Consider the following 18,529-nt stretch of genomic DNA (forward strand, 5'->3'; position numbering starts at 1 on the left):
GTGGTCATATTTAATATCGTTTGATTTCAAATGGTTATGGTTTGGCACGGGGCTTGCCAAACGTACGGGGCACTTATCGAGGCCCCGCAATGAAGCTCCATTTCGTCCTGGATTTCGACGGAACCATCTGCCCCACCGACACCACCGACTTCATTCTGGAAACCTTCGCCGATCCGGCGTGGCGGGAAGTCGAGGCGGATTGGGAAACGGGCCTCATCGATACCCGCACCTGCCTCTCGCGGCAGGTCGATCTGCTGGATGTCCAGCCTGAGGTTCTGGACGCCAAGCTGCGCACTCTGCCGCTCGATCCTGCCTTCCCGGCCTTCGTGACCGAGGCGCGCCGGCGCGGCGCCGAGCTCCAGATCGTCTCCGACGGCTTCAAGCGCTTCATCGACGTCATGCTCGAAGCCAAGGGCATCTCCCTGCCCACGCGCTCCAATCATCTTCAGCCGCTCGGGAGCGGGCGCTGGGCCGCGCAATTCCCGCCGCCCGCGCCGCGCTGCCAGAACGGCACCTGCAAGTGCGCGGCGGCGCCGCGGGGCCGGGAACGCGTGGTGCTGATCGGCGACGGCAAGTCCGACTTCTGCCTTGCGGAGCGGGCGGACTTCGTCCTCGCCAAGGGACGCCTCGCCGAATTCTGCCGCATCCACGACATCCCCCATCAGCGCATCAGCAGCTTTGCCGATGCGTTGGACTACCTCCTCCAGAACGCCTCCACCCCCCGCACGGCCGCCTTCGGCGGTCTTGAGCTTGAGGACATCCATGCTTGATCGCAGCCTGCTGACCGGCACCGCCACCACCGCCGAGGCGGAGCGCGAGCGCCTTCTCACCCTTGAGAATGCCTATTGCTCCCATGGCGATACGGTTCACTACACGGAATTTCCGAAGATCTTCGAGCGCTGCGAAGGCTCGTTCATGTATGACGACGAGGACCGGCCGTTCCTCGATCTCCAGATGTGGTACTCGGCGGTCAATTTCGGCTATGGCAATCAGCGGCTCAACGACGCCATGCGCCGCCAGCTAGAGCGCCTGCCGCAGGTGGCCAGCCAGTATCTACACCGCGAGAAGATCGAGCTGGCCGCCGAGATCGCCATCGGCGCGCAGGAGCGCTTCGGCCGTAAGGGGCGCGTGCACTTCAACGTCGGTGGTGCGCAGGCCATTGAGGACTCGCTCAAGATCGTGCGCAACGCCTGCGGCGGCAAGAGCCTGATGTTCGCCTTCGAAGGCGGCTATCACGGACGCACGCTGGGCGCCTCCGCCATCACCTCGTCCTACCGCTACCGCCGCCGCTACGGCCATTTCGGTGAGCGGGCGCAGTTCGTGGAGTTTCCCTATCATTTCCGCGGCCCGCGCGGCATGTCGAAGGAGGAATACGGCCTCCACTGCGTCCGCAAGTTCGAACGGCTGTTCGAGAGCGAATACAACGGTGTCTGGGACCCCAAGGTGGGCCAGAGCGAATACGCCGCCTTCTATGTGGAGCCCATCCAGGGCACCGGCGGCTATGTGATCCCGCCCGCCAATTTCTTTCCCGAGCTGAAGCGCGTGCTGGACAAGCATGGCATCCTGCTGGTGGTGGACGAGATCCAGATGGGCTTCTTCCGCACGGGCAAGCTCTGGTCCATCGAGCATTTTGGCGTTCAGCCGGACGTGCTGGTGTTCGGCAAGGCGTTGACCAACGGCCTCAACCCGCTCTCCGGCGTGTGGGCGCGCGAGGAACTGATCAATCCGCAGATCTTCCCCGCCGGCTCCACCCACTCCACCTTCAACGCCAATCCGCTCGGTACGGCCGTCGCGCTCGAAGCCATGCGGATGATGCAGGAGGAGGATTTCGGCGCCAGCGTGATGGAGAAGGGCGCCCACTTCCTCGAAGGCATCAAGGAGCTGAAGAAGAAGCACGCCATCGTCGGCGATGTGGACGGCCTCGGCCTTGCGCTCCGCATCGAGATCTGCGAGCCGCACGATAGCTACACGCCGTCCAAGAAGCTGGTGGACCTGATGGCCGACGAGGCGATGAAGGGCGACCTTGTCTATGGCGGCGAGCGCTACGGCCTCGTGCTCGACATCGGCGGCTACCACAAGAACGTCATCACGCTTGCGCCCGCCCTCACCATCTCCCATGCGGAGATCGACATGGCGCTGGCGCTGCTCGACCAGCTCTTCACCCGCGTCACGCCCCGGTGACGGCCATGCGCGCGCGCATCCTCGATCTCGACGGCGCCATCATGCTCCAGCCGGAAATGATGGACGCGTGCGCGCGCAGCGGCGGCATCCGGACCGCCGCCAGCGACCTCGCCCCCCGCCTGCGCCTGCAGGCGGACCGGGGCGCGCTCGCCGATCTCGATACGCGCCTCGGCCCCCACCGGGCCGGGGACATCCATTTCATCGGCTCGGGTGATTTCCATCATCTGGCGCTGCTGCTGGTGGAGCGCGCCGGGCGCCCGCTCAGCATCGTCCATTTCGACAATCACCCGGACTGGACCGCCTGGCCGTCGAGCCTCAATTGCGGCTCCTGGGTCGCCCGCGCGCTGGAGCAGCCGAACGTGCTGCGCGTGGTCACGCTCGGCCCGGACAGCTCCGACCTCGCGGCGCCGCAGACCAAGGGCGCCGCCCTGCGATATCTGCGCGAGGGCCGGCTGGAGCTGCATCCCTTCGCCTCGAGCCGGACCTTCTATGCGGGGCGCGGCTTTGCCGTGCCCGGCGCCACCGCCGCGCCCGGCGTCAATGGCGACGGCCTTGCGTGGCACGGGCTCGAGGACGGCGACTGGCACATGCGCATCAGCGAGATCGCCGCGCGCCTGCCCGATGCGCCGGTCTGGATCAGCCTCGACAAGGATGTGCTGACCGAGACGGAGGCGCTCACCAACTGGGACCAGGGCCGCCTGTCGCTCGCCGAGACGCTGGAAGCCATCAGCATCTTCGCCCGCCACCGGCCGGTGATCGGCATGGATGTGTGCGGAGACTTCTCCCCTGCGCACAACCTCGGCCCGTGGCGGCGCTTACTCGCTCATCTCGACCGCGCCCAGCGGCCGGACCAGACCGCCGCCGACACGCGGATCAACGGCGAGACCAACCTGCGCATCCTCCGGCACATGGAGGCCATCCTGCAATGAGCGAACTGGTCATCCTGCTGGCCCTGTCGGTGGTCTGCGACGTCTGCGGGCAATTGGCCTTCAAGCGGGGGGCGGATGCCCTCCCGCCGGCCAGCGATCTCGCGCGCTTCCTGCCGGCGCTCTTCACCCAGCCCTGGCTGCTGGCAGGCATCGCCGTCTATGGCGTCGAGTTCATCGTCTGGATCCGCGTCCTGATGCTGGCGCCCCTTGGCATCGCCTTCCCGCTCGCCAGCCTCAACATCCTCGGCATCATGGTGGCCAGCCACGTGATCCTGAAGGAACCCGCCACCCGCCGCCAATACGCCGGCGCCGTGCTGGTCACGGCGGGCATCGCGCTCGTCGCCAGCAGCCTGTGAGGACATGATGGCCATCATCGACCGCAGTTTCACGATCGAGGGCGGGCCCGTGGGCGTCCTGCTCATTCACGGTCTCGGCGGCACGCCGGTTGAGATGCGGGAGGTCGCCCGGGCCCTCGCTGCCGGCGGCCACACGGTGCTGTGCTGCCAACTGGCCGGCCATGGCGGCTCCATGGACGATCTCACCGCCACCGGCTTCGAAGACTGGTACGACAGCGCGCTCGCGGGCCTCGCCACGCTTGAGCAGCGCTGCGAGCGCGTGGTGGTCGGAGGCCTCTCCATGGGGGCGGTGCTCGCGGCGCTCCTGGCGGCGCGCCAGCCGGAGCGGGTCGCCGGCCTCGTCATGCTGGCGCCGACGCTGCGCTATGACGGATGGTCGATCCCCTGGTACAGCTTCCTGCTGCCCCTGCTCATCAACACGCCTATCGGCCGGCGCTACCAGTTCGAGGAGCGCGAGCCTTACGGAGTGAAGGACGAGCGCGTGCGGGCGGTGATCGTGCGAGCCCTGCGACAGGGCAGCGGCGATGCCGGCCTCACCGCCACGCCCTCTGCCGCCCTTCGGGAGCTGTGGCGCCTCGTCGCCGCGCTGCGTCCGCTGCTGGGGGCCATCCGCCAGCGCACGCTGCTCGTGCACGCCCGGCACGACGACGTCGCCAGCCTGCGCAACGCCCTCTATCTCCAGCGCCATCTCGGCGGGCCGGTGGACAGCCTCATCCTTGAGGACAGCTATCATCTCGTCACCCTCGACCGGCAGCGGCATCTGGTGACCGAGCGCGTCCTGAGCTTCGTCGATGCGCTCACCGCGCCGAAGTCGAACCCGAAGTCGAACCCTAAGGCGCGCCGCCCGGCCGCCCGCGCCGCCCTCGTGCCGCAGGAGATGGGCCATGTCGCATGAGGCGATGCTCTCGGGCGGCTGGGCCGGAGCCACGGCGTCCGAGCGCCCGACCGTCGCGCAGATCCTGCCCGCCATGCTGGACATCCCGCGCCGGGAATGGGGACTGGCGCGTTTCGGCGACGCGGAAGGCTGGGACTATCTGCGCGCCTGCGAAATGGCGCCACCGCGCGCGTTCCGCCTCGGCGCCGCGCAGGTGACGGACGAACTCGGCTTTGCCGCTGGCGCGCCGCTGTTCCAGCTGAGCTACCGGCTCGACACGCCGCTTCAGGGCGGCACGCTGGGGCGCTGGTGCGACCGGCTGGCCCGTCTCGCGCCCCGGCTGCTGGAATGGCGGCTCCTTGCGGTGGGCTCGCCCTTCACTGAGGTGTGCCCGCTGGGCGTGCATCCGCGTCTTCCCGCCGACGCGGCCGACGCCGCGGTGGGCCGTCTTGTCGCGGGCGTGGAGGCCGAGGCGCGTTTGCGGGGCGCCTCCATGATCGCGTTCAAGGACCTGTCCGCCCGCGACATGGAGCGCTTCGGTCCGGTGCTGCGGGCCGCCGGCTACACGGCCATCGAGAGCCTGCCTCTCGCCGTGCTCGACCTCGATGGCACGTGCAATGAGGATGAGTATCTGGGGCGACTCTCGGCGGCCACCCGGAAGGACATCCGCCGCAAGCTGAAGAAGGCCGGGCGGGTGGAGGTGGAATGGCGCAGCTCCATCGAGGGGCTGGAAGGTGAGGTGGCTGCGCTCTACGAGGCGACGCGCGCCCAGAGCAACGTGCACTACGGCGACTTCGAGGAACTGCCCGAAGGCTATTTCGAGCGCATCTCCCGCAACATGGGCGGCCGTGTCGCCTTCGCCTGCTATCGGATCGACGGCACGCTCGCGGCCTTCAACATGCTCTTCATCGAGAGCGACCGGGTCATCGACAAGTTCCTGGGCATGCGTTACCCGCTGGCCCGCGAGCATGATCTTTACGCCGTGAGCTGGATGGAGAACGTCCGCTTCTGCCATCGCATTGGCCGACGCTATCTCCAGACCGGCCAGACGGCCTATGCTTCCAAGCTGCGCTACGGCAGCGACCTCAGCCCGCTCACCCTGATGGTGAAGCACCGCAATCCGGTGCTGAATGCCTTGGTGCGCCTCGGCGCCCGCTGGCTGTCCTTCCCGCGCTGGGACCCGGACCTCAAGGCGCATGCGGAACGGCAGGCTGTGTCATGATGCGCCTTCCCCTGCGCATGGGGCCGCTGGCGCTGGTCGGCGTGTTCCTTGGCGCCGACACCGCCACGCAACTCGCCTTCAAGGCGGCGGCGCTCGAACTGGGCGACCGGCCGCTGGGGCTCGCCTTTCTCGCCGACGCGGTTCAGGCGCCATACGTCTGGGCGGCGATCGCCTGTTATCTCGCGACCTATGTGCTCTGGATCGCCATTCTCCAGGGCAGCGACCTTGCCCGTGCCTTCCCGCTCACGGCGCTCAGCTACGTCACCGTGCCGCTCGGCGGCTGGTTCCTCTTCGGCGAGGGGCTTGGCCTGAAGCCCGCGCTCGGCATCGCGCTCATCTGCGCGGGCGTGACCCTGATCGGCCATGAGGAAGGGGAAAGCCTCGAGGCGCAACACCATGGAGAAACGCCCGCATGCGTGGACTGAGCCCGCTTCTCGCCGCCCTTGCCACCCTGCCGTTTCTTGCCACCGCCTCCCTTGCGGCGTCTCCGGACGCCGCCGGCGTGTGGTTGACCGATGACGGCGAGGCGGCCGTCGAATTCAAGGCCTGCCCCGAGGGCCTGTGCGGCACCATCGTCTGGCTGAAGACGCCACTGGACGAGGGGCAGCCGGCGCAGGATGATAACAACCCAGACGCGAGCCTGCGTTCGCGCCCGCTCTGCGGCCTGCCCATCGTCGGCGGCCTGCGCCGGAACGGCGACCGGCTGGACGGAGGCTGGATTTATGATCCGGAAAGCGGCCGCCGCTATCAGCTGGTGATCCGCCAGCACGAGAGGGAGGCTCTGGACGTGACCGCTTACATGGGCGTCGAGGCTCTCGGGCAGACCGTCGCCTGGCACCGGGCGCCGGCCGGACAGGAGCGTTGCGCGCCGCCTGCCAAGGCTGGTCGCTGAGGCGCCGTGGCCGGCATGTTCTCCCCCACCCGCTGGTGGTCGCGGCTCGCCCTGCGGCCCAAGCTGACGTTGTCTTTCCTGATGGTCAGCGTGCCGCCGGTTCTGGTGGCGAGCTTCATCGCCGCCCAGACCATGTCGGCGGTTTTCGAGACCAACGTGCAGCAGTGGATCGGGGAGATCGCGCGCTTCATGGCCAATGAGGCGCAGGAGGCGCAAGAGGAGGCGATGCACGCGACCTCCATCGTGGCAAAGGCGCTGTCTCAGGCCTCCGCGCAACCGGCCGGCAGCGACACCTCGCTGGAGGCCTTCGCCGACCTGCTCACCTCGGTGGGATATGATTTCGTGCGCCTCTACGACGGCTCCGGCCGGGTGCTCTACGCCATGGGCGACCTTCAACTCGCCCGGCCGCTGCCGCAGGAGCCCGTGGCCTCCATCTTCTTCGCCCACAGCCAGGGCAAGCCGGTGATGCTGGTCGGCGCCGTCCAGAAGCTTCGGCTGGGCGATGCGGATCATTTCCTCTTCATCGGAAATCTGCTGGACGAGCAGTTCTTCAACGCGCCACAGACGATCCGCTCCCTGGACCTGCATCTGGTGGAAGTGCGCCATGAGGGGCGTAAGCTCCAGGACATTACCAGCGGGCAAGGCCGGCCCGCCGATGTTCCTCCCGATGTGCTCTCCCGCTTGCAGGAAGGGGCGGACAGCGTGAGCCGGGGCGGCGTGATGGGCGTCGGCCCCGCGGTGGCGTATGCCGCCTTGCGTGACGGCAACCATCATCTCGTCGGCATCGTCATCTGCCGCCTCAATGGTGCGACGGCACTGTTCGAGCGCCTCGGCACGTGGTGGCTGTTCCTGGCGCTGGCGGCTGTCGCGGGCCTCCTGTCGCTTCTTGCGGGCATCGGCATGTCGCGCCGGCTCAGCGCGCCCCTGCGTCAGATCACGCAGGGCCTCACCTCTGTGGCTGACGGCGACTACCGCATCCGGCTGCGGGAGGAAGGCGGGCGGGAGATCGCCGATCTTGCGGCCGGCTTCAACACCATGACGGCGCAGCTCGAGACCCTGCACGCGCTCGAGGCCAAGATGCGCCACAGCGCGCAACTCGCGACGCTGGGGGAGGCGGCGGCGGTGATCGCCCACGAGATCCGCAACCCGCTGGGCATCATCAAGACCTCCACCGAACTGGTGCGGCGCAAGACCCAGCTTGCCCCCTCCGAAGACCGGCTGATGGGCTTCGTGCTGGAGGAGGTGAACCGCATCGAGCGCCTGGTGGCGGACCTGCTCGATTACGTGCGGCCCGACCATTTCGAGCGCCACCGCATCGACCTGCTCGCCGAAGTGGTGCAGCCCGTTGTGGATTTCGCCGGCGCCGAGCTCTCCCGCCGCGGCATCAGCCACGTGCTGATCGCGCCGGAAGGGCCGCTGCCGGTCAACGGGGATGTGGACCGGCTCTATCAGGCCCTGCTCAACCTGCTCCTCAACGCGGCCGACGCCGCCCCGGAGGGCGGGCATGTCATTGTCCGGCTGAAGGCCTGTTCGAATGAAGTCACCCTGGAGGTGGAGGACAATGGCCCTGGTGTTCCGTCCGATGTGGAGGGCCGCATGTTCGAACCCTTCGTGACCTCCAAGGCGAACGGCACCGGCCTTGGCCTTGCCAAAGTCCAATCCACACTGCAGGCCCACGAGGGCGCGGTGTCCTATCGCAAGGCCCCCGGCGGCGGAGCGATCTTCAGCCTGCGTCTGGCGCTGGCGGAGGATCGTACGCTCGTTACGGCCCCCCAATGAGCCGGCCGGGTGCGGCAGGCGGAGAATGAAGATGGCTCCCGCGATCCTGGTGGTCGATGACGAGAAGCGCCTCGGCGAAGTGCTCGCGGCGGCGCTGACGGAACGCGGATTCGAGACGACGGCCGTGAGCAGCGCGGCGGCGGCACTCGCCCATTGCGAGGCCAATGCCGTTGATCTCGTGCTCACGGACCTGCGGATGCCGGACCGCAGCGGGCGGGACCTGCTGCTCGCGCTGAAGGAAGGGCGGCCCGATCTGCCGGTCATCATCATGACCGCCTATGCCACGGTGCGCGGGGCCGTTGACCTCATCAAGGACGGCGCCTTCGATTATGTGGCGAAGCCCTTCGAGCTCGATGACGTGGTCGCCACCATCGAGCGGGCGCTGAAGATCCGGGCGGTCGTCAACGAGAATGCCCGCCTCCGGATGGAGCTGGAGGGCCGCTACTGCTTCGACAACCTCATTGGCGAGAGCGCGCCCTTCCGCAACGTGCTCCAGCAGGTGGGAGAGGTGGCCCAGAGCCGGGCCAGCGTGCTGCTGCACGGAGAGAGCGGAACGGGCAAGGAACTGATCGCCCGCGCCATCCACTACAACAGCCCGCGCCGGGAGATGCCGTTCATCGCCGTGAACTGCGCCGCCATTCCCGAGACGCTGATCGAAAGCGAGCTCTTCGGCCATGTGAAGGGGGCCTTCACGGGTGCCACCAGCAATCGCGAGGGCCGCTTCAGCGCGGCCGACGGCGGCACGCTGTTCCTCGACGAGATCGCCGATATGCCGCTCTCGGTGCAGGCCAAGGTGCTGCGGGCGGTTCAGGAGCAGAGCTTCGAGCCGGTGGGCAGCAGCAAGCCCCTGAAGGTGGACGTGCGCATCATCGCCGCCTCCCACAAGGACCTCCAGAAGGCGATCGCCGACGGCGCCTTCCGCATGGACCTGTATTACCGCCTCGCGGTCTTCCCCATCACCCTGCCGCCGCTGCGTGAACGCCACGACGACATTCCGCTGCTGGCGGCGCACTTTCTGCGCCGTGCGGCACAGGAGATGGGCAAGAAGATCGACGGCATCAGCCTGCCCGCGCAGGAGGCGCTGGCGCATTATGGCTGGCCCGGCAACATCCGCGAACTCCAGAACTGCATGGAGCGAGCCGCCATCGTCGCCCGCGCGCCGGTGATCGAGCCCAAGGATCTCATGCTGTTCGGCCCCGAAGCGCCGGGCGCATCGGCGCAGCGCGCGCTGCCCTCGGACCTTGATGGGGAATTGGAACGCATCGAGCGCGAGTTTCTGCTAGAAGCCCTCAAGGAAAGCGGCGGCGTGCAAGCGCGCGCGGCTGAGCGGCTCGGCATTACGGAGCGTAGCCTCTGGCATCGGGTCAAGAAGCTGGCGATCAAGGTGTCTCGGGTGGCAGAGCCCCATGAATAAGATCAACGTCCTTTCGCGCGCGCTTCTGGGGGGTCTGCTGCTTGCGGCGGCCGGCGCGCCGGCGCTGGCGGAGGACCCGGCTTCCGGCGGCTGGATCGTCACACTCGGCATGCAGACCTCCTACGGGCCGAGTTATCCCGGTGCGCGTAACACCGACATCGGCTTCATGCCGAGCTTCGACATCCGCGACGCGGGTGAACCGGCGACCTTCGGCGCGCCCGACGATGATCTCTCGATCACCCTGTTCAAGCTGGGCGGCATTTCCATGGGGCCGACCTTCTCGTTGCGCGGCTCGCGGCCGAACAACGCGCTGTTCGGACTGCCGGGCTACAGCACGGCGCCGCAATTCGGCGTCTTTGCGGAATTCTGGCCGCTCGATAAGGCCATCCGCCTGCGCGGCGAAATCCGCCAGGGCGTGAAGGAGGACGACGGGATCACCGGCACGCTCGGCCTCGACTGGGTGACCTACGCGGGGCCGCTGACCTTCGGCATCGGCCCGCGCCTCCAGTTCGCCGACAGCTCGGCCATGCAGACCGCCTTCGGCGTCACGCCTCTCACCACCTTCATCAATCCCACCCTGACACCCTACACGCCGGGCGCCGGCGTGACATCCACCGGGCTTGCCGGTTCCGTGGCCTTTTCGCCCGCGCAGTCCTGGACCACGACCCTGTTCGGCGGCTACGACCGCCTCGTCGGCGCCGCCGCCGCGAGCCCCGTCACCAAGCGCCTCGATGGCGTGAACCAGATGACCTTCGGCGTCAGCCTTGAGCGGGAGTTCAGTTTCCCTTAGGTGAGACTGGGCCGAACGCCATGCCAATGGGAGGTCCCGTCCCTCACGCCTCCATCTGGAGCGTGCGGGGGAGTTGGTCGAGCCGGGTGACGCCGAGCAGGGCCATGGTGGTGTCGAGTTCGGCCCGCAGCAGTTCGATGACCCGCGACGCACCCGGTGTACCGGCAGCGGCAAGGCCGTAGAGCGGGGCGCGGCCCACGAGAACGCCATCGGCCCCCAGCGCCAGATATTTGGCGATGTCGCTGCCGCGCCGCACGCCGCTGTCTGCGAGTACAGTCAGCCGTCCGCCCGCCGCTGCGACGATGGCCGGCAGGATATGCGCCGGATGCGGCGCGCAATCGAGATTGCGGGCGCCGTGGTTGGAGACCACGATGCCGTCCACGCCGTGCGCAATGGCGCGGGTGGCGTCGGACGCGCGCAGGATGCCCTTCAGGATCAGCCGCCCCTTCCAGTGCGCGCGCAGGGCCGCCACGTCCTTCCATGAGACGTCGGTGGCGAGGCTGATCTCGTCGCCCACCACCGTACGGCCGAGCGCGGTCCGGAATTCATCCGGATAGTGCGCGTAGGTGGGTATGCCGGTCGTGCGCAGCGTGCGCAGGAAGACGTCCGCGAACCAGCGCGGATGACACAGCACGTCGATGCCCGCCCGCACCGAGGGCTTGAGCGGAATGCCGAAGCCGTTGCGCTGGTTGTATTCGCGCTTGGGCGAGACGGCGGTGTCCACGGTGAGCACCAGCGTATCCGCGCCGGCCCCCGCCGCCCGGTCGAGCAAGGCGAAGGTGCGCGCCCGGTTCTTCCACACATAGAGCTGGAACCAGAGGCGGGCACCGCTGTCCCGCGCGATGGTCTCGATCGACGTCATGGACTGGGTGGAGACGCAGAAGGGAATGCCATGCGCCTTGGCGGCGCGGGCCATGGCCACCTCGCCGTCATAGCTCATCAGGCCGGCGACGGCGGTCGGCGCGATCACCAGCGGGCAGGGTTGCGGCGTGCCGAAGAGCTCGGTGTCCTGCGCGCGCTGCGACACGTCCTCCAGCGCGAAGGGCGCGAGGCGGATGGCATCGAGCCCGGCCCGGTTGCCGGCGATGGAGACTTCATCCTCCGTGCCGCGATCGAGATATTCGAACAGGCCGCGGGGCAGGCGGCGGCGGGCGAGGCGACGTGCGTCCTCGACATTCAGCAGGGTCACCATGTCAGGAGGCGGCAGTCGTGGTCGCGGGGGCCCGTTCGGCCTGCTTGGCCTGCTGCCAGAGCGCTTCCATCTCTTCCAGCGTCGCCTCCTGCGGCTTGACGCCCCGCGTAGCCAGCGCGCCTTCGAGGAAACCGAAGCGGCGAATGAACTTCTCGTTCGTGCCGCGCAACGCTGCCTCCGGATCGACCCCCGCATGGCGGGCGAGGTTCACCACCGCGAACAGGAGGTCTCCGACCTCGTCCTTGATGGCCTCCGTGCCGCCGGCCTCCAGCGCTTCCGACACCTCTTCCGCTTCCTCGCGGATCTTGGCCAGCACCGCACGGGCGTCGTTCCAGTCGAAGCCGACGCGGCCGGCCTTCTCCTGAAGCTTCAGGGCGCGGGTCATGGCCGGCAGGACAGCGGGCACGCCGTCGAGGGCGCCGCCCTTGGTGTCCGGCGGCAGGCCCAGCGCGGCGCGGCTGGCGGCCCGCTCGGCCTTCTCGGCTTCCTTGATCTTGCCCCACAGCGCCTTGACCTCCTGCGGGCTGAGGTCGCGAGCCGTGCCGAAGACATGCGGATGGCGGCGGATGAGCTTGGTGGTGATCGCCTCCACAACGTCGCCCATTTCGAACAGGCCCTGCTCCTGCGCCAGACGGGCATGGAAGACCACCTGGAGGAGCAGGTCACCCAGTTCATCCTTCAGGTCCGCAAGGTCGCCGCGCTCGATGGCATCCACCACCTCATAGGCTTCCTCGATGGTGTAGGGCGCGACGGTGGAGAAGTTCTGTTCGAGGTCCCATGGGCAGCCGGTCTCGGGCGTGCGCAGCGCAGCCATGATTTCCACCAGGCGGGCGATGTCGCGGGACGGCTGCATGAGCGGGGCTCCTTTGGGGAAGGCGGGCGGCGGGACTCACCCCGAGGCGGCGCGCCGGATATGATGGGCGGGAGGAGAGCCCCATGTCCGCGTCCCTGTCCAGCCTTCCGTTGTCGCCCGGCCGTCCGGAGGACATCCGCCCCGGTGAGCAGGCGGTGGCCCTGCCGCCCGGTTTCGATGCCGGCCTCTATTTCATTGGCCGCATCCGCACCCCATTTGCCGATCGCGCGGCCTGTCCCAAGCGCGCGTCGCCCGACGGGCCGGTCTGCACGCTGGAGCTCGATGCCCGCTGGGCCGATGCGCTGACCGGCGTCGCGGCGGGCAGCCGGGCGCAGGTGCTCTACTGGATGGATCGGGCGCGGCGCGATCTGGTGCTCCAGAGCCCCCGGCGCGACGGCACCACCACAGGCACCTTCTCCGTGCGCTCGCCGGTGCGGCCCAATCCGATCGCTTCCTCCATCGTAGAGGTCGTGGCGGTGGACGGACTGCGGGTTTCCGTGCGCAGCCTCGATTGCGTAGACGGCACGCCGCTCCTTGATCTCAAGCCTGATTATTGCGGCTTCGCCCACGCGCCGGGAGCCGAATGATGTCGCTCTCCGATGCCGATGCGCTGGTCCATGGCGGCGACGATGGCGCTGGCCGTCACAGCTATGCCTTCCGCCCGCGGATGATCGGCGCCGCCACGCGCGTGGTGCTCGATACGCGCGGTGCGGAGGGCACGCTGGAATGGACGGTCGGGGCAACCTCCGGCCGCACGCCGCTGCGCGACATCACGCGCCTCAGGCTCCGTCACGAGCTCGGCCAGCTCGGCTCCTCGAATTTCGCCTTGCTCATTGAGGGGCGTGGCCTGCCGCGCCTGCGCATCGGCTCCGTGTCGCGAACCGGGCTCACCGCCGTGAAGGATCACGGCCCGGCCTTCATCGCCTTCCTGAACGCCCTCCATGCCGCCTTGCTGCGCGACAGTGGGCGCGTGCGCTACGAGGCCGGCCTGCCGCGCTGGCGCTGGGGCGGGATGCTGGCGCTGTCCGCCTGTTGCGCGGCGGCCATCTGCTGGCTGGCGGCGCTGGCCTTTTCAGACGGGCAGGGCACGTCGGCGTTGTTGATCGTCGGCCTGTCGCTGGTGCTCGCCTTTCCGCTGGCGGAAACGCTCTGGCGCAACAGGCCGGGTCCTTACGAGCCCGAGGCCCTGCCGCAACGCCTGCTGCCCCATGTGAAACCGGGGAAGGACTGACCCGCCCGAACGGCCGGTGACCCGATCAGGTCTCTGTGCGCCCTTTGGGTCCTGAGACCTTGGCGTCTTCCTCCGCCCTCCGGATGAGGCCCGCGGCAACGTCCGAGAGGCGCGGCGCGGGCAAGGCGGCGAAGGGCAGGGGGCGCGTCACCGCAATGGCGGCCAGGCCGAGGCGGGCGGTGAGCAGGCCGTTCACCACGCCTTCGCCGAGCCGGGCGGAGAGGCGGGCGGCGATGCCATGGCCGAGGATCTGTTGCACCAGACTGTCCCCCGCCGCCATGCCGCCGGTGACGGCGAGATGGCTGAGAACGTGACGCGCGAGGCGGATCATGCCCAGCAGGCCGGGCCGCCCCCCATAGAGGTCCGCCAGCCGGCGGGTGAGGGTGAAGGCGGTATAGAGGACAAAGAACAGGTCCACGGCCGCGCGCGGCGAGACGGCGGTGACCACCGAGACGCGCTTGGCGGCATCGGAGACGAGGGCGCGAGCCTGCGCATCGAGGGGCGCCATCAGTGTCCGCTCGGTCAGACGCACCAGATCGGCCCCGTCGATGATCGCGCCGAGATGGGTAGAGAGATCGCCACGTGCCCGCGCCAGCGCGGGATTATCCTGCGCCAGCTTCAGGAGGTCCTTCGCGACGCCCTCGGCAGTGGGCCGGTCGTCGGTGGCGAGCGCATCCGCCGCCCGGTCCCGCAGAGCATCCAGCGACGAGAGGCGGGCGAGGCCCAGGGCCTCGCGGCCGACGATCCCGATGACGGCGACGCCGAACACGGCCGCAAAGGCGAGGCCGACGCTGCCGAGCCAGTCGGCGCGGGCGAACAGATCCTCGATGAGTTTCGAGACCGCGAGCCCCGTGCCGAGGCTGACGAGGCCCCCGAGCCCGGTCCAGAACATGGTGCCGAGGGAAAAGCCGAAGCGCCGGCGCGGGCGAGGGGGCGGCAGCGCCTCCGGCAGATCGGGTTCCGGCGGCAGCTCCGGCGGTGCCACGGTCAAGCCGGCCTCTTCCAGCCGGAAGATTTCGGGCCGGCGCCCTCTCGTCTCGCTCATGCGCGCTCCATCACCCGATCAGGCAAGGCGGTCGCCGAGGAGGAACTGCAACGCCCGGTCCAGCCGGATATGGGGAAGCGGAGCGCCCGCGCCAATGCCCGCGGGCGGGCGGAAGCGCAGGAAGCGGAAATCCGTGTCCGCGCCGTCGGTGCTGGAGAGGCCCCGGAAGCCCGCGCCTCCGGGCGCAAAGAGCGCATCGGGCACCGCCGGCAGGTCGCCGGGGAAGACGCCCACCTCTTCGTCGCCATCGAAGGTGTGGCCTGCCACCTCCTGCCCGGCCTCCGGCGTGCCGACGATGGCGGGGAGCACTTCGCCGTTGCGGGTCATGGTGGCTTCCCGCGTCGCCCGCACCGCAGAAAGCGCCGCCACATCGAACAGCGCGCCTTCGGCCTTGGCCCGCGCCAGCGCGCGTTCGACGAGCTTCTGGAGGATGGCCTCCAGCCGGTCGTGGCTCGTGTGGTGGAGATGGTCCGCCTTGGTGGCGGCGAACAGCACGCGCTCGATGCGCGGTCGGAAGAGGGTGCTGACGATGCTGTTCCGGCCGAGCCGGAAGGCGGTGAGGATGCTGTCCAGCGCCCGCTCCAGATCGGCGAGCGCGGCAGGTCCGGCATTGAGGGCGGAGAGCGCGTCCACCAGCACGATCTGGCGGTCGAGCCGGGCGAAATGCTCGCGGAAGAAGGGTCGCACCACGGCACTCTTATAGGCCTCGAAGCGGCGCTCCATCATGGCGGCGAGCGAGCCGGGGCGGGTCTTGCCGTCCGAGGGCAGGTCGAGCGGGGCGAAGGTGAGGGCCGGGGAGCCTTCGAGATCACCGGGCATGAGAAAGCGGCCGGGCGGCAGCAGGCTCATGGCCACGCGCTCGCTGCGGCAGGCGGCGAGATATTGCGTGAAGGCGGCGGCGAGCGCCCGTGCCCGCGTCTCGTCCTCCGGGCCGGAAGGGCTCGCGGCGGCGAGAGCGCCGAGGAAGGGCGCGGCGAGCGGCGCACGCACGCCTTCGCGGGCGAGCGTCAGGCTGGTGCGGCAGAAGTCCACGTAGCTCATGTCGAGCAACGGCAGGTCGAGCAGCCACTCGCCGGGATAGTCCACGAGATCGAGGGTCAGCGTGCGCTCCCCGCCGCGCGGCGGCGCGTAGCGGATCTCGAGCCGCAGTTCGCTGATGCGCGTGGTGGAGGAGGGCCACAGCCGCGCCTCCACGATCTGCGCCAGATGGTCCTCATAGGGAAAGCGCGGCACCGCATCGTCCGGCTGCGGCTTCAGCACGGCGCCGGCGATGCGCCCGGAATTGGCGGCCTCGAACACGGGCAGCCGTCCACCGCGGATGAGCGCGTGGATCAGGGCGGTGGTGAACACCGTCTTGCCCGAGCGCGACAGGCCCGTGACGCCGAGGCGGAGCGTCGGCGCGGCGATGTCCTCCACCCGGTCGAAGAGCGCGCGAAGGCCGATGCGCGCCTCGTCCAGCAGCGTGATGCGTGCCGGCACGCGTCAGTCTTCCACGGCGAGGCCGCGCGGGGTGATGAAGCGGTCGAGACGGCCGGTTTCCGGCGCGATGCCGGCCCAGTTGTCGATGGGCAGGTCGATGACGGCCAGTGCGCCGGTGGGGAATTTCTCCTGCATCCGCGCACGGGCCGGCCGGGCGCCGCCGCCGGTCAGGGTCTCTGCGAGATCCTCAAGGCCCGGATTGTGCCCCACCAGCATCAGCACATGGGCCTCCGCCGGCTGCTCGCGGATCACCGCGAAGAGGCGGGCGGCGGTGGATTCGTAGATGCGCGGCTCGCTCACCACTTCGGGAAGGCCGAGCAGGTGTGGCGCCACCAGATCCCAGGTCTCGCGAGTGCGGCGGGCGGGCGAGACGAGGACACGATCCGGGGTGAGCGCCTCCTGCGCCAGATAGGCGCCGATGCGGGGGGCCGCCTCGCGGCCGCGCGGCGCCAGCGGGCGCTCGGGATCGGCAATGCCGTCCGGCCAGTCGGATTTGGCGTGGCGGAGCAGGATGAGACGGCGCATGGGCACGGGAGCGACTCTGTGGCGGTTGAGGGCATCCTAGCACGGCCGAGATGGCGGTCCCGTGGCGTCACCTTGGGCAGACTGGCGCAGGTGCCACGAATTTGCGACAGTTACTGCCGTTGGGAAACCGCCTTCCGCCGCGCCGTGCGGCAGGGCTGGGCATTGCGCCGGGACCGGCAGCGCGCCGGCTCGATCAGGCTCTGGGGGCAGATGGGATGACGGCCATCGCGCCGGCGGATCTCGATACCGATGTGTGCGTCGTGGGCGGCACCCTTGCCGGCCTCATGACAGCGCTCACGCTGGCGCGGCAGGGGCTCGACGTCATCCTTCTGGAGCGCAGCCTCATTGCCCCGGCGCCGCAGATCGGCCTTCTCACCGGCGGCCTCTCGCTCTGGCTGAGCGAGGGAACGCAGCCTCTGTCTCGGGAGAGTGCGCGCTCTGCCTTCGATCTGTCGCTGGAAGCCATGGCGGGGGCTCTGTCCTTGTTCGACGAACTGGGGCTCGATCGTCTGGGTCGCGGACTGCTCCGGGTGGGGGCTGCCCATGAGACGGCCCGGCTCGATGCCGAGGCGGAGGCGCGGGACATGCTCGGCCTGTTGGAGCTGCGCCGCTGGCCGCGATCGGAGATCGCCGCCATCACCGGCACCGAGCGTTATGTGGGCGCCACCTACGAGCCGCACGCCATCTTCTATGACGCACGGGACATCAACAGCGCACTGCTGCGGGCGGTGATGGAAGCCGGCGTGCGGGTGTATCAGATGACGCCGGTGCTGGCCGCCGATCTTGATGGTGTGCGCAAATATCTCCAGACGCCGGCGGGACGGGTGCGGGCGGACCACGTGGTGCTGTGCGCCGGACGCCGGGCGGCGCGGATCGCGCCATGGCTCGCGGGTGCGCTCGGTGTCGCGCCTTATGTGCGCGGCGGTTTTGCGGTGCGGGCGGTGCGACCCGATTTTTCCGGGCTCGTTGCCGAACCGGGGCCGCTGGGTGCCCGCTTCGCGCCCGGCATCGGCGAACTGGATTTTGAAGCGCCCGTGGCCCTGATGCCCGGCGGCGAGGTGGGGGCAGCGGTGGCCCTGCGGCGGCGCGCACGGCAGGTCTATCCGGAACTGCGGCGTCGCATCGCCGAGCACGCCCATGCCTTCAGCCTCGACCGTGCGCCCCACGGACTGCCGCTGATCGGGCTCAGGCGGCAGGGGCTCTGGTATGCGGCAGGGCTCGGGGGAAATGCGCTCGCCAATGCGGCGCTCGCCGCCCATGTGATCTGTGACGGCATCGTCGCGCGGGGCGGAAAGATCGAGGAACTGGCGCCGCTCCAGCCCCGCTACGCCTATGGCCTCGCGGGCCGGGCGGCGGCAGCGGTGCGGTTCGGCTGGCGTCGTCTCTCCGACTCCATCGCCCTTTCCCGCGCGGAGAGGGATCTCGCCCGTGCGGCCGATCACACGCACGCGCGGTTTGAGCCGGGAATCAGCACCGCCCCCGCCCATCCAAGGCGCGTCGATGCCCGACAGGCCCATGCGGAGCAGGGGGCACCCGTCCATACCGGTCATGGACCGGCCGGCGCAGCCCTCGCAGGGGAGCACCACGCGGGCGAGGTCCAGTCTGCGCCGGAGGGGGCGGACGGTATAGGAACGCCCTTACGGCAGGCGTGAGGGGCGCGCGCCGGCAGGCGCCGTCACAAAGCGCCGCAAATCCTTGCGACACCGTTGCATTTCTACCACCACGGTCGCCGGGCGAACGGCTAGTGTGCGACATCCGCCAAGGTGA

General features: G+C 69.2%; 19 protein-coding genes. 14 read left to right on the plus strand and 5 right to left on the minus strand.

The genetic code is table 11. The annotated features are described in order from the left end of the window. Positions 1–89 precede the first annotated feature (89 nt). Genes DFO45_RS11960 through DFO45_RS12010 form a run of 11 tightly spaced genes read left to right on the plus strand, consistent with a single transcriptional unit; the run spans position 90 to position 10,437 of the window. Complete coding sequence (locus DFO45_RS11960) at positions 90–770, plus strand: MtnX-like HAD-IB family phosphatase (RefSeq protein WP_133865044.1); 681 nt, start codon at positions 90–92, stop codon at positions 768–770. Then, entirely contained in the window at positions 763–2,181 is a 1,419-nt protein-coding gene (locus DFO45_RS11965; protein ID WP_012170173.1) for an aminotransferase class III-fold pyridoxal phosphate-dependent enzyme, read from the plus strand. The genes DFO45_RS11960 and DFO45_RS11965 overlap by 8 nt, the downstream gene beginning before the upstream one ends. Before the next feature lie 5 nt (positions 2,182–2,186). After that, a complete protein-coding gene (locus tag DFO45_RS11970; RefSeq protein WP_133865045.1) occupies positions 2,187–3,110 on the plus strand; it encodes a hypothetical protein in 924 nt (307 codons plus the stop codon). Next, positions 3,107–3,466 (plus strand): EamA family transporter, encoded by a 360-nt coding sequence (locus DFO45_RS11975; RefSeq protein WP_133865046.1) that lies wholly within the window; start codon positions 3,107–3,109, stop codon positions 3,464–3,466. Before DFO45_RS11970 ends, DFO45_RS11975 begins: the two co-directional genes overlap by 4 nt. 7 nt (positions 3,467–3,473) lie before the next feature. Continuing rightward, positions 3,474–4,361 (plus strand): alpha/beta fold hydrolase, encoded by an 888-nt coding sequence (locus tag DFO45_RS11980; RefSeq protein ID WP_133865047.1) that lies wholly within the window; start codon positions 3,474–3,476, stop codon positions 4,359–4,361. Beyond that, positions 4,351–5,562 (plus strand): GNAT family N-acetyltransferase, encoded by a 1,212-nt coding sequence (locus DFO45_RS11985; RefSeq protein WP_208299782.1) that lies wholly within the window; start codon positions 4,351–4,353, stop codon positions 5,560–5,562. The genes DFO45_RS11980 and DFO45_RS11985 overlap by 11 nt, the downstream gene beginning before the upstream one ends. After that, positions 5,559–5,987 (plus strand): EamA family transporter, encoded by a 429-nt coding sequence (locus DFO45_RS11990; RefSeq protein WP_133865048.1) that lies wholly within the window; start codon positions 5,559–5,561, stop codon positions 5,985–5,987. The genes DFO45_RS11985 and DFO45_RS11990 overlap by 4 nt, the downstream gene beginning before the upstream one ends. Then, positions 5,975–6,454 carry a DUF2147 domain-containing protein gene (locus tag DFO45_RS11995; RefSeq protein WP_012170179.1) on the plus strand — a complete coding sequence of 160 codons (480 nt, stop codon included), beginning with the start codon at positions 5,975–5,977 and terminating at the stop codon, positions 6,452–6,454. Before DFO45_RS11990 ends, DFO45_RS11995 begins: the two co-directional genes overlap by 13 nt. A 15-nt stretch (positions 6,455–6,469) precedes the next feature. Further along, positions 6,470–8,233 carry an ATP-binding protein gene (locus DFO45_RS12000; protein WP_133865049.1) on the plus strand — a complete coding sequence of 588 codons (1,764 nt, stop codon included), beginning with the start codon at positions 6,470–6,472 and terminating at the stop codon, positions 8,231–8,233. A gap of 31 nt (positions 8,234–8,264) precedes the next feature. Further along, positions 8,265–9,647 carry a sigma-54 dependent transcriptional regulator gene (locus DFO45_RS12005; protein ID WP_133865050.1) on the plus strand — a complete coding sequence of 461 codons (1,383 nt, stop codon included), beginning with the start codon at positions 8,265–8,267 and terminating at the stop codon, positions 9,645–9,647. Then, positions 9,640–10,437 carry a MipA/OmpV family protein gene (locus tag DFO45_RS12010; protein WP_133865051.1) on the plus strand — a complete coding sequence of 266 codons (798 nt, stop codon included), beginning with the start codon at positions 9,640–9,642 and terminating at the stop codon, positions 10,435–10,437. The genes DFO45_RS12005 and DFO45_RS12010 overlap by 8 nt, the downstream gene beginning before the upstream one ends. A 43-nt stretch (positions 10,438–10,480) precedes the next feature. Here the strand turns inward: DFO45_RS12010 and DFO45_RS12015 are convergent, their stop codons facing one another. Further along, a complete protein-coding gene (locus tag DFO45_RS12015) occupies positions 10,481–11,629 on the minus strand; it encodes an alpha-hydroxy acid oxidase (protein WP_133865052.1) in 1,149 nt (382 codons plus the stop codon). A 1-nt stretch (position 11,630) separates the two neighbouring features. After that, positions 11,631–12,482, minus strand: a complete 852-nt coding sequence (gene mazG / locus DFO45_RS12020) for a nucleoside triphosphate pyrophosphohydrolase (RefSeq protein ID WP_133865053.1) — start codon at positions 12,480–12,482, stop codon at positions 11,631–11,633. A gap of 83 nt (positions 12,483–12,565) precedes the next feature. On the opposite strand from mazG, the gene DFO45_RS12025 reads away from it, so the two are divergent. Together DFO45_RS12025 and DFO45_RS12030 are read left to right on the plus strand one after the other, a co-directional pair. After that, positions 12,566–13,069, plus strand: a complete 504-nt coding sequence (locus tag DFO45_RS12025) for an SAM-dependent methyltransferase (protein WP_133865054.1) — start codon at positions 12,566–12,568, stop codon at positions 13,067–13,069. Further along, positions 13,069–13,713 (plus strand): hypothetical protein, encoded by a 645-nt coding sequence (locus DFO45_RS12030; RefSeq protein WP_133865055.1) that lies wholly within the window; start codon positions 13,069–13,071, stop codon positions 13,711–13,713. The genes DFO45_RS12025 and DFO45_RS12030 overlap by 1 nt, the downstream gene beginning before the upstream one ends. 25 nt (positions 13,714–13,738) lie before the next feature. On the opposite strand, the gene DFO45_RS12035 is transcribed toward DFO45_RS12030, so the two are convergent. Genes DFO45_RS12035 through DFO45_RS12045 form a run of 3 tightly spaced genes read right to left on the minus strand, consistent with a single transcriptional unit; the run spans position 13,739 to position 16,762 of the window. Beyond that, positions 13,739–14,758, minus strand: a complete 1,020-nt coding sequence (locus tag DFO45_RS12035; RefSeq protein ID WP_133865056.1) for a TIGR01620 family protein — start codon at positions 14,756–14,758, stop codon at positions 13,739–13,741. Positions 14,759–14,776: 18 nt separating this feature from the next. Further along, positions 14,777–16,237: a YcjX family protein gene (locus DFO45_RS12040; RefSeq protein WP_133865057.1), complete on the minus strand. Its 1,461-nt coding sequence runs from the start codon at positions 16,235–16,237 to the stop codon at positions 14,777–14,779. A 3-nt stretch (positions 16,238–16,240) separates the two neighbouring features. After that, entirely contained in the window at positions 16,241–16,762 is a 522-nt protein-coding gene (locus DFO45_RS12045) for a histidine phosphatase family protein (RefSeq protein WP_043879108.1), read from the minus strand. 215 nt (positions 16,763–16,977) lie between these two features. Between DFO45_RS12045 and DFO45_RS12050 the strand changes: the two genes are divergently transcribed. Further along, positions 16,978–18,414 (plus strand): FAD-dependent oxidoreductase, encoded by a 1,437-nt coding sequence (locus tag DFO45_RS12050; protein WP_166657112.1) that lies wholly within the window; start codon positions 16,978–16,980, stop codon positions 18,412–18,414. Positions 18,415–18,529: the final 115 nt, after the last annotated feature.

The sequence above is a fragment of the Azorhizobium sp. AG788 genome (assembly GCF_004364705.1).
GTDB lineage: Bacteria > Pseudomonadota > Alphaproteobacteria > Rhizobiales > Xanthobacteraceae > Azorhizobium > Azorhizobium caulinodans.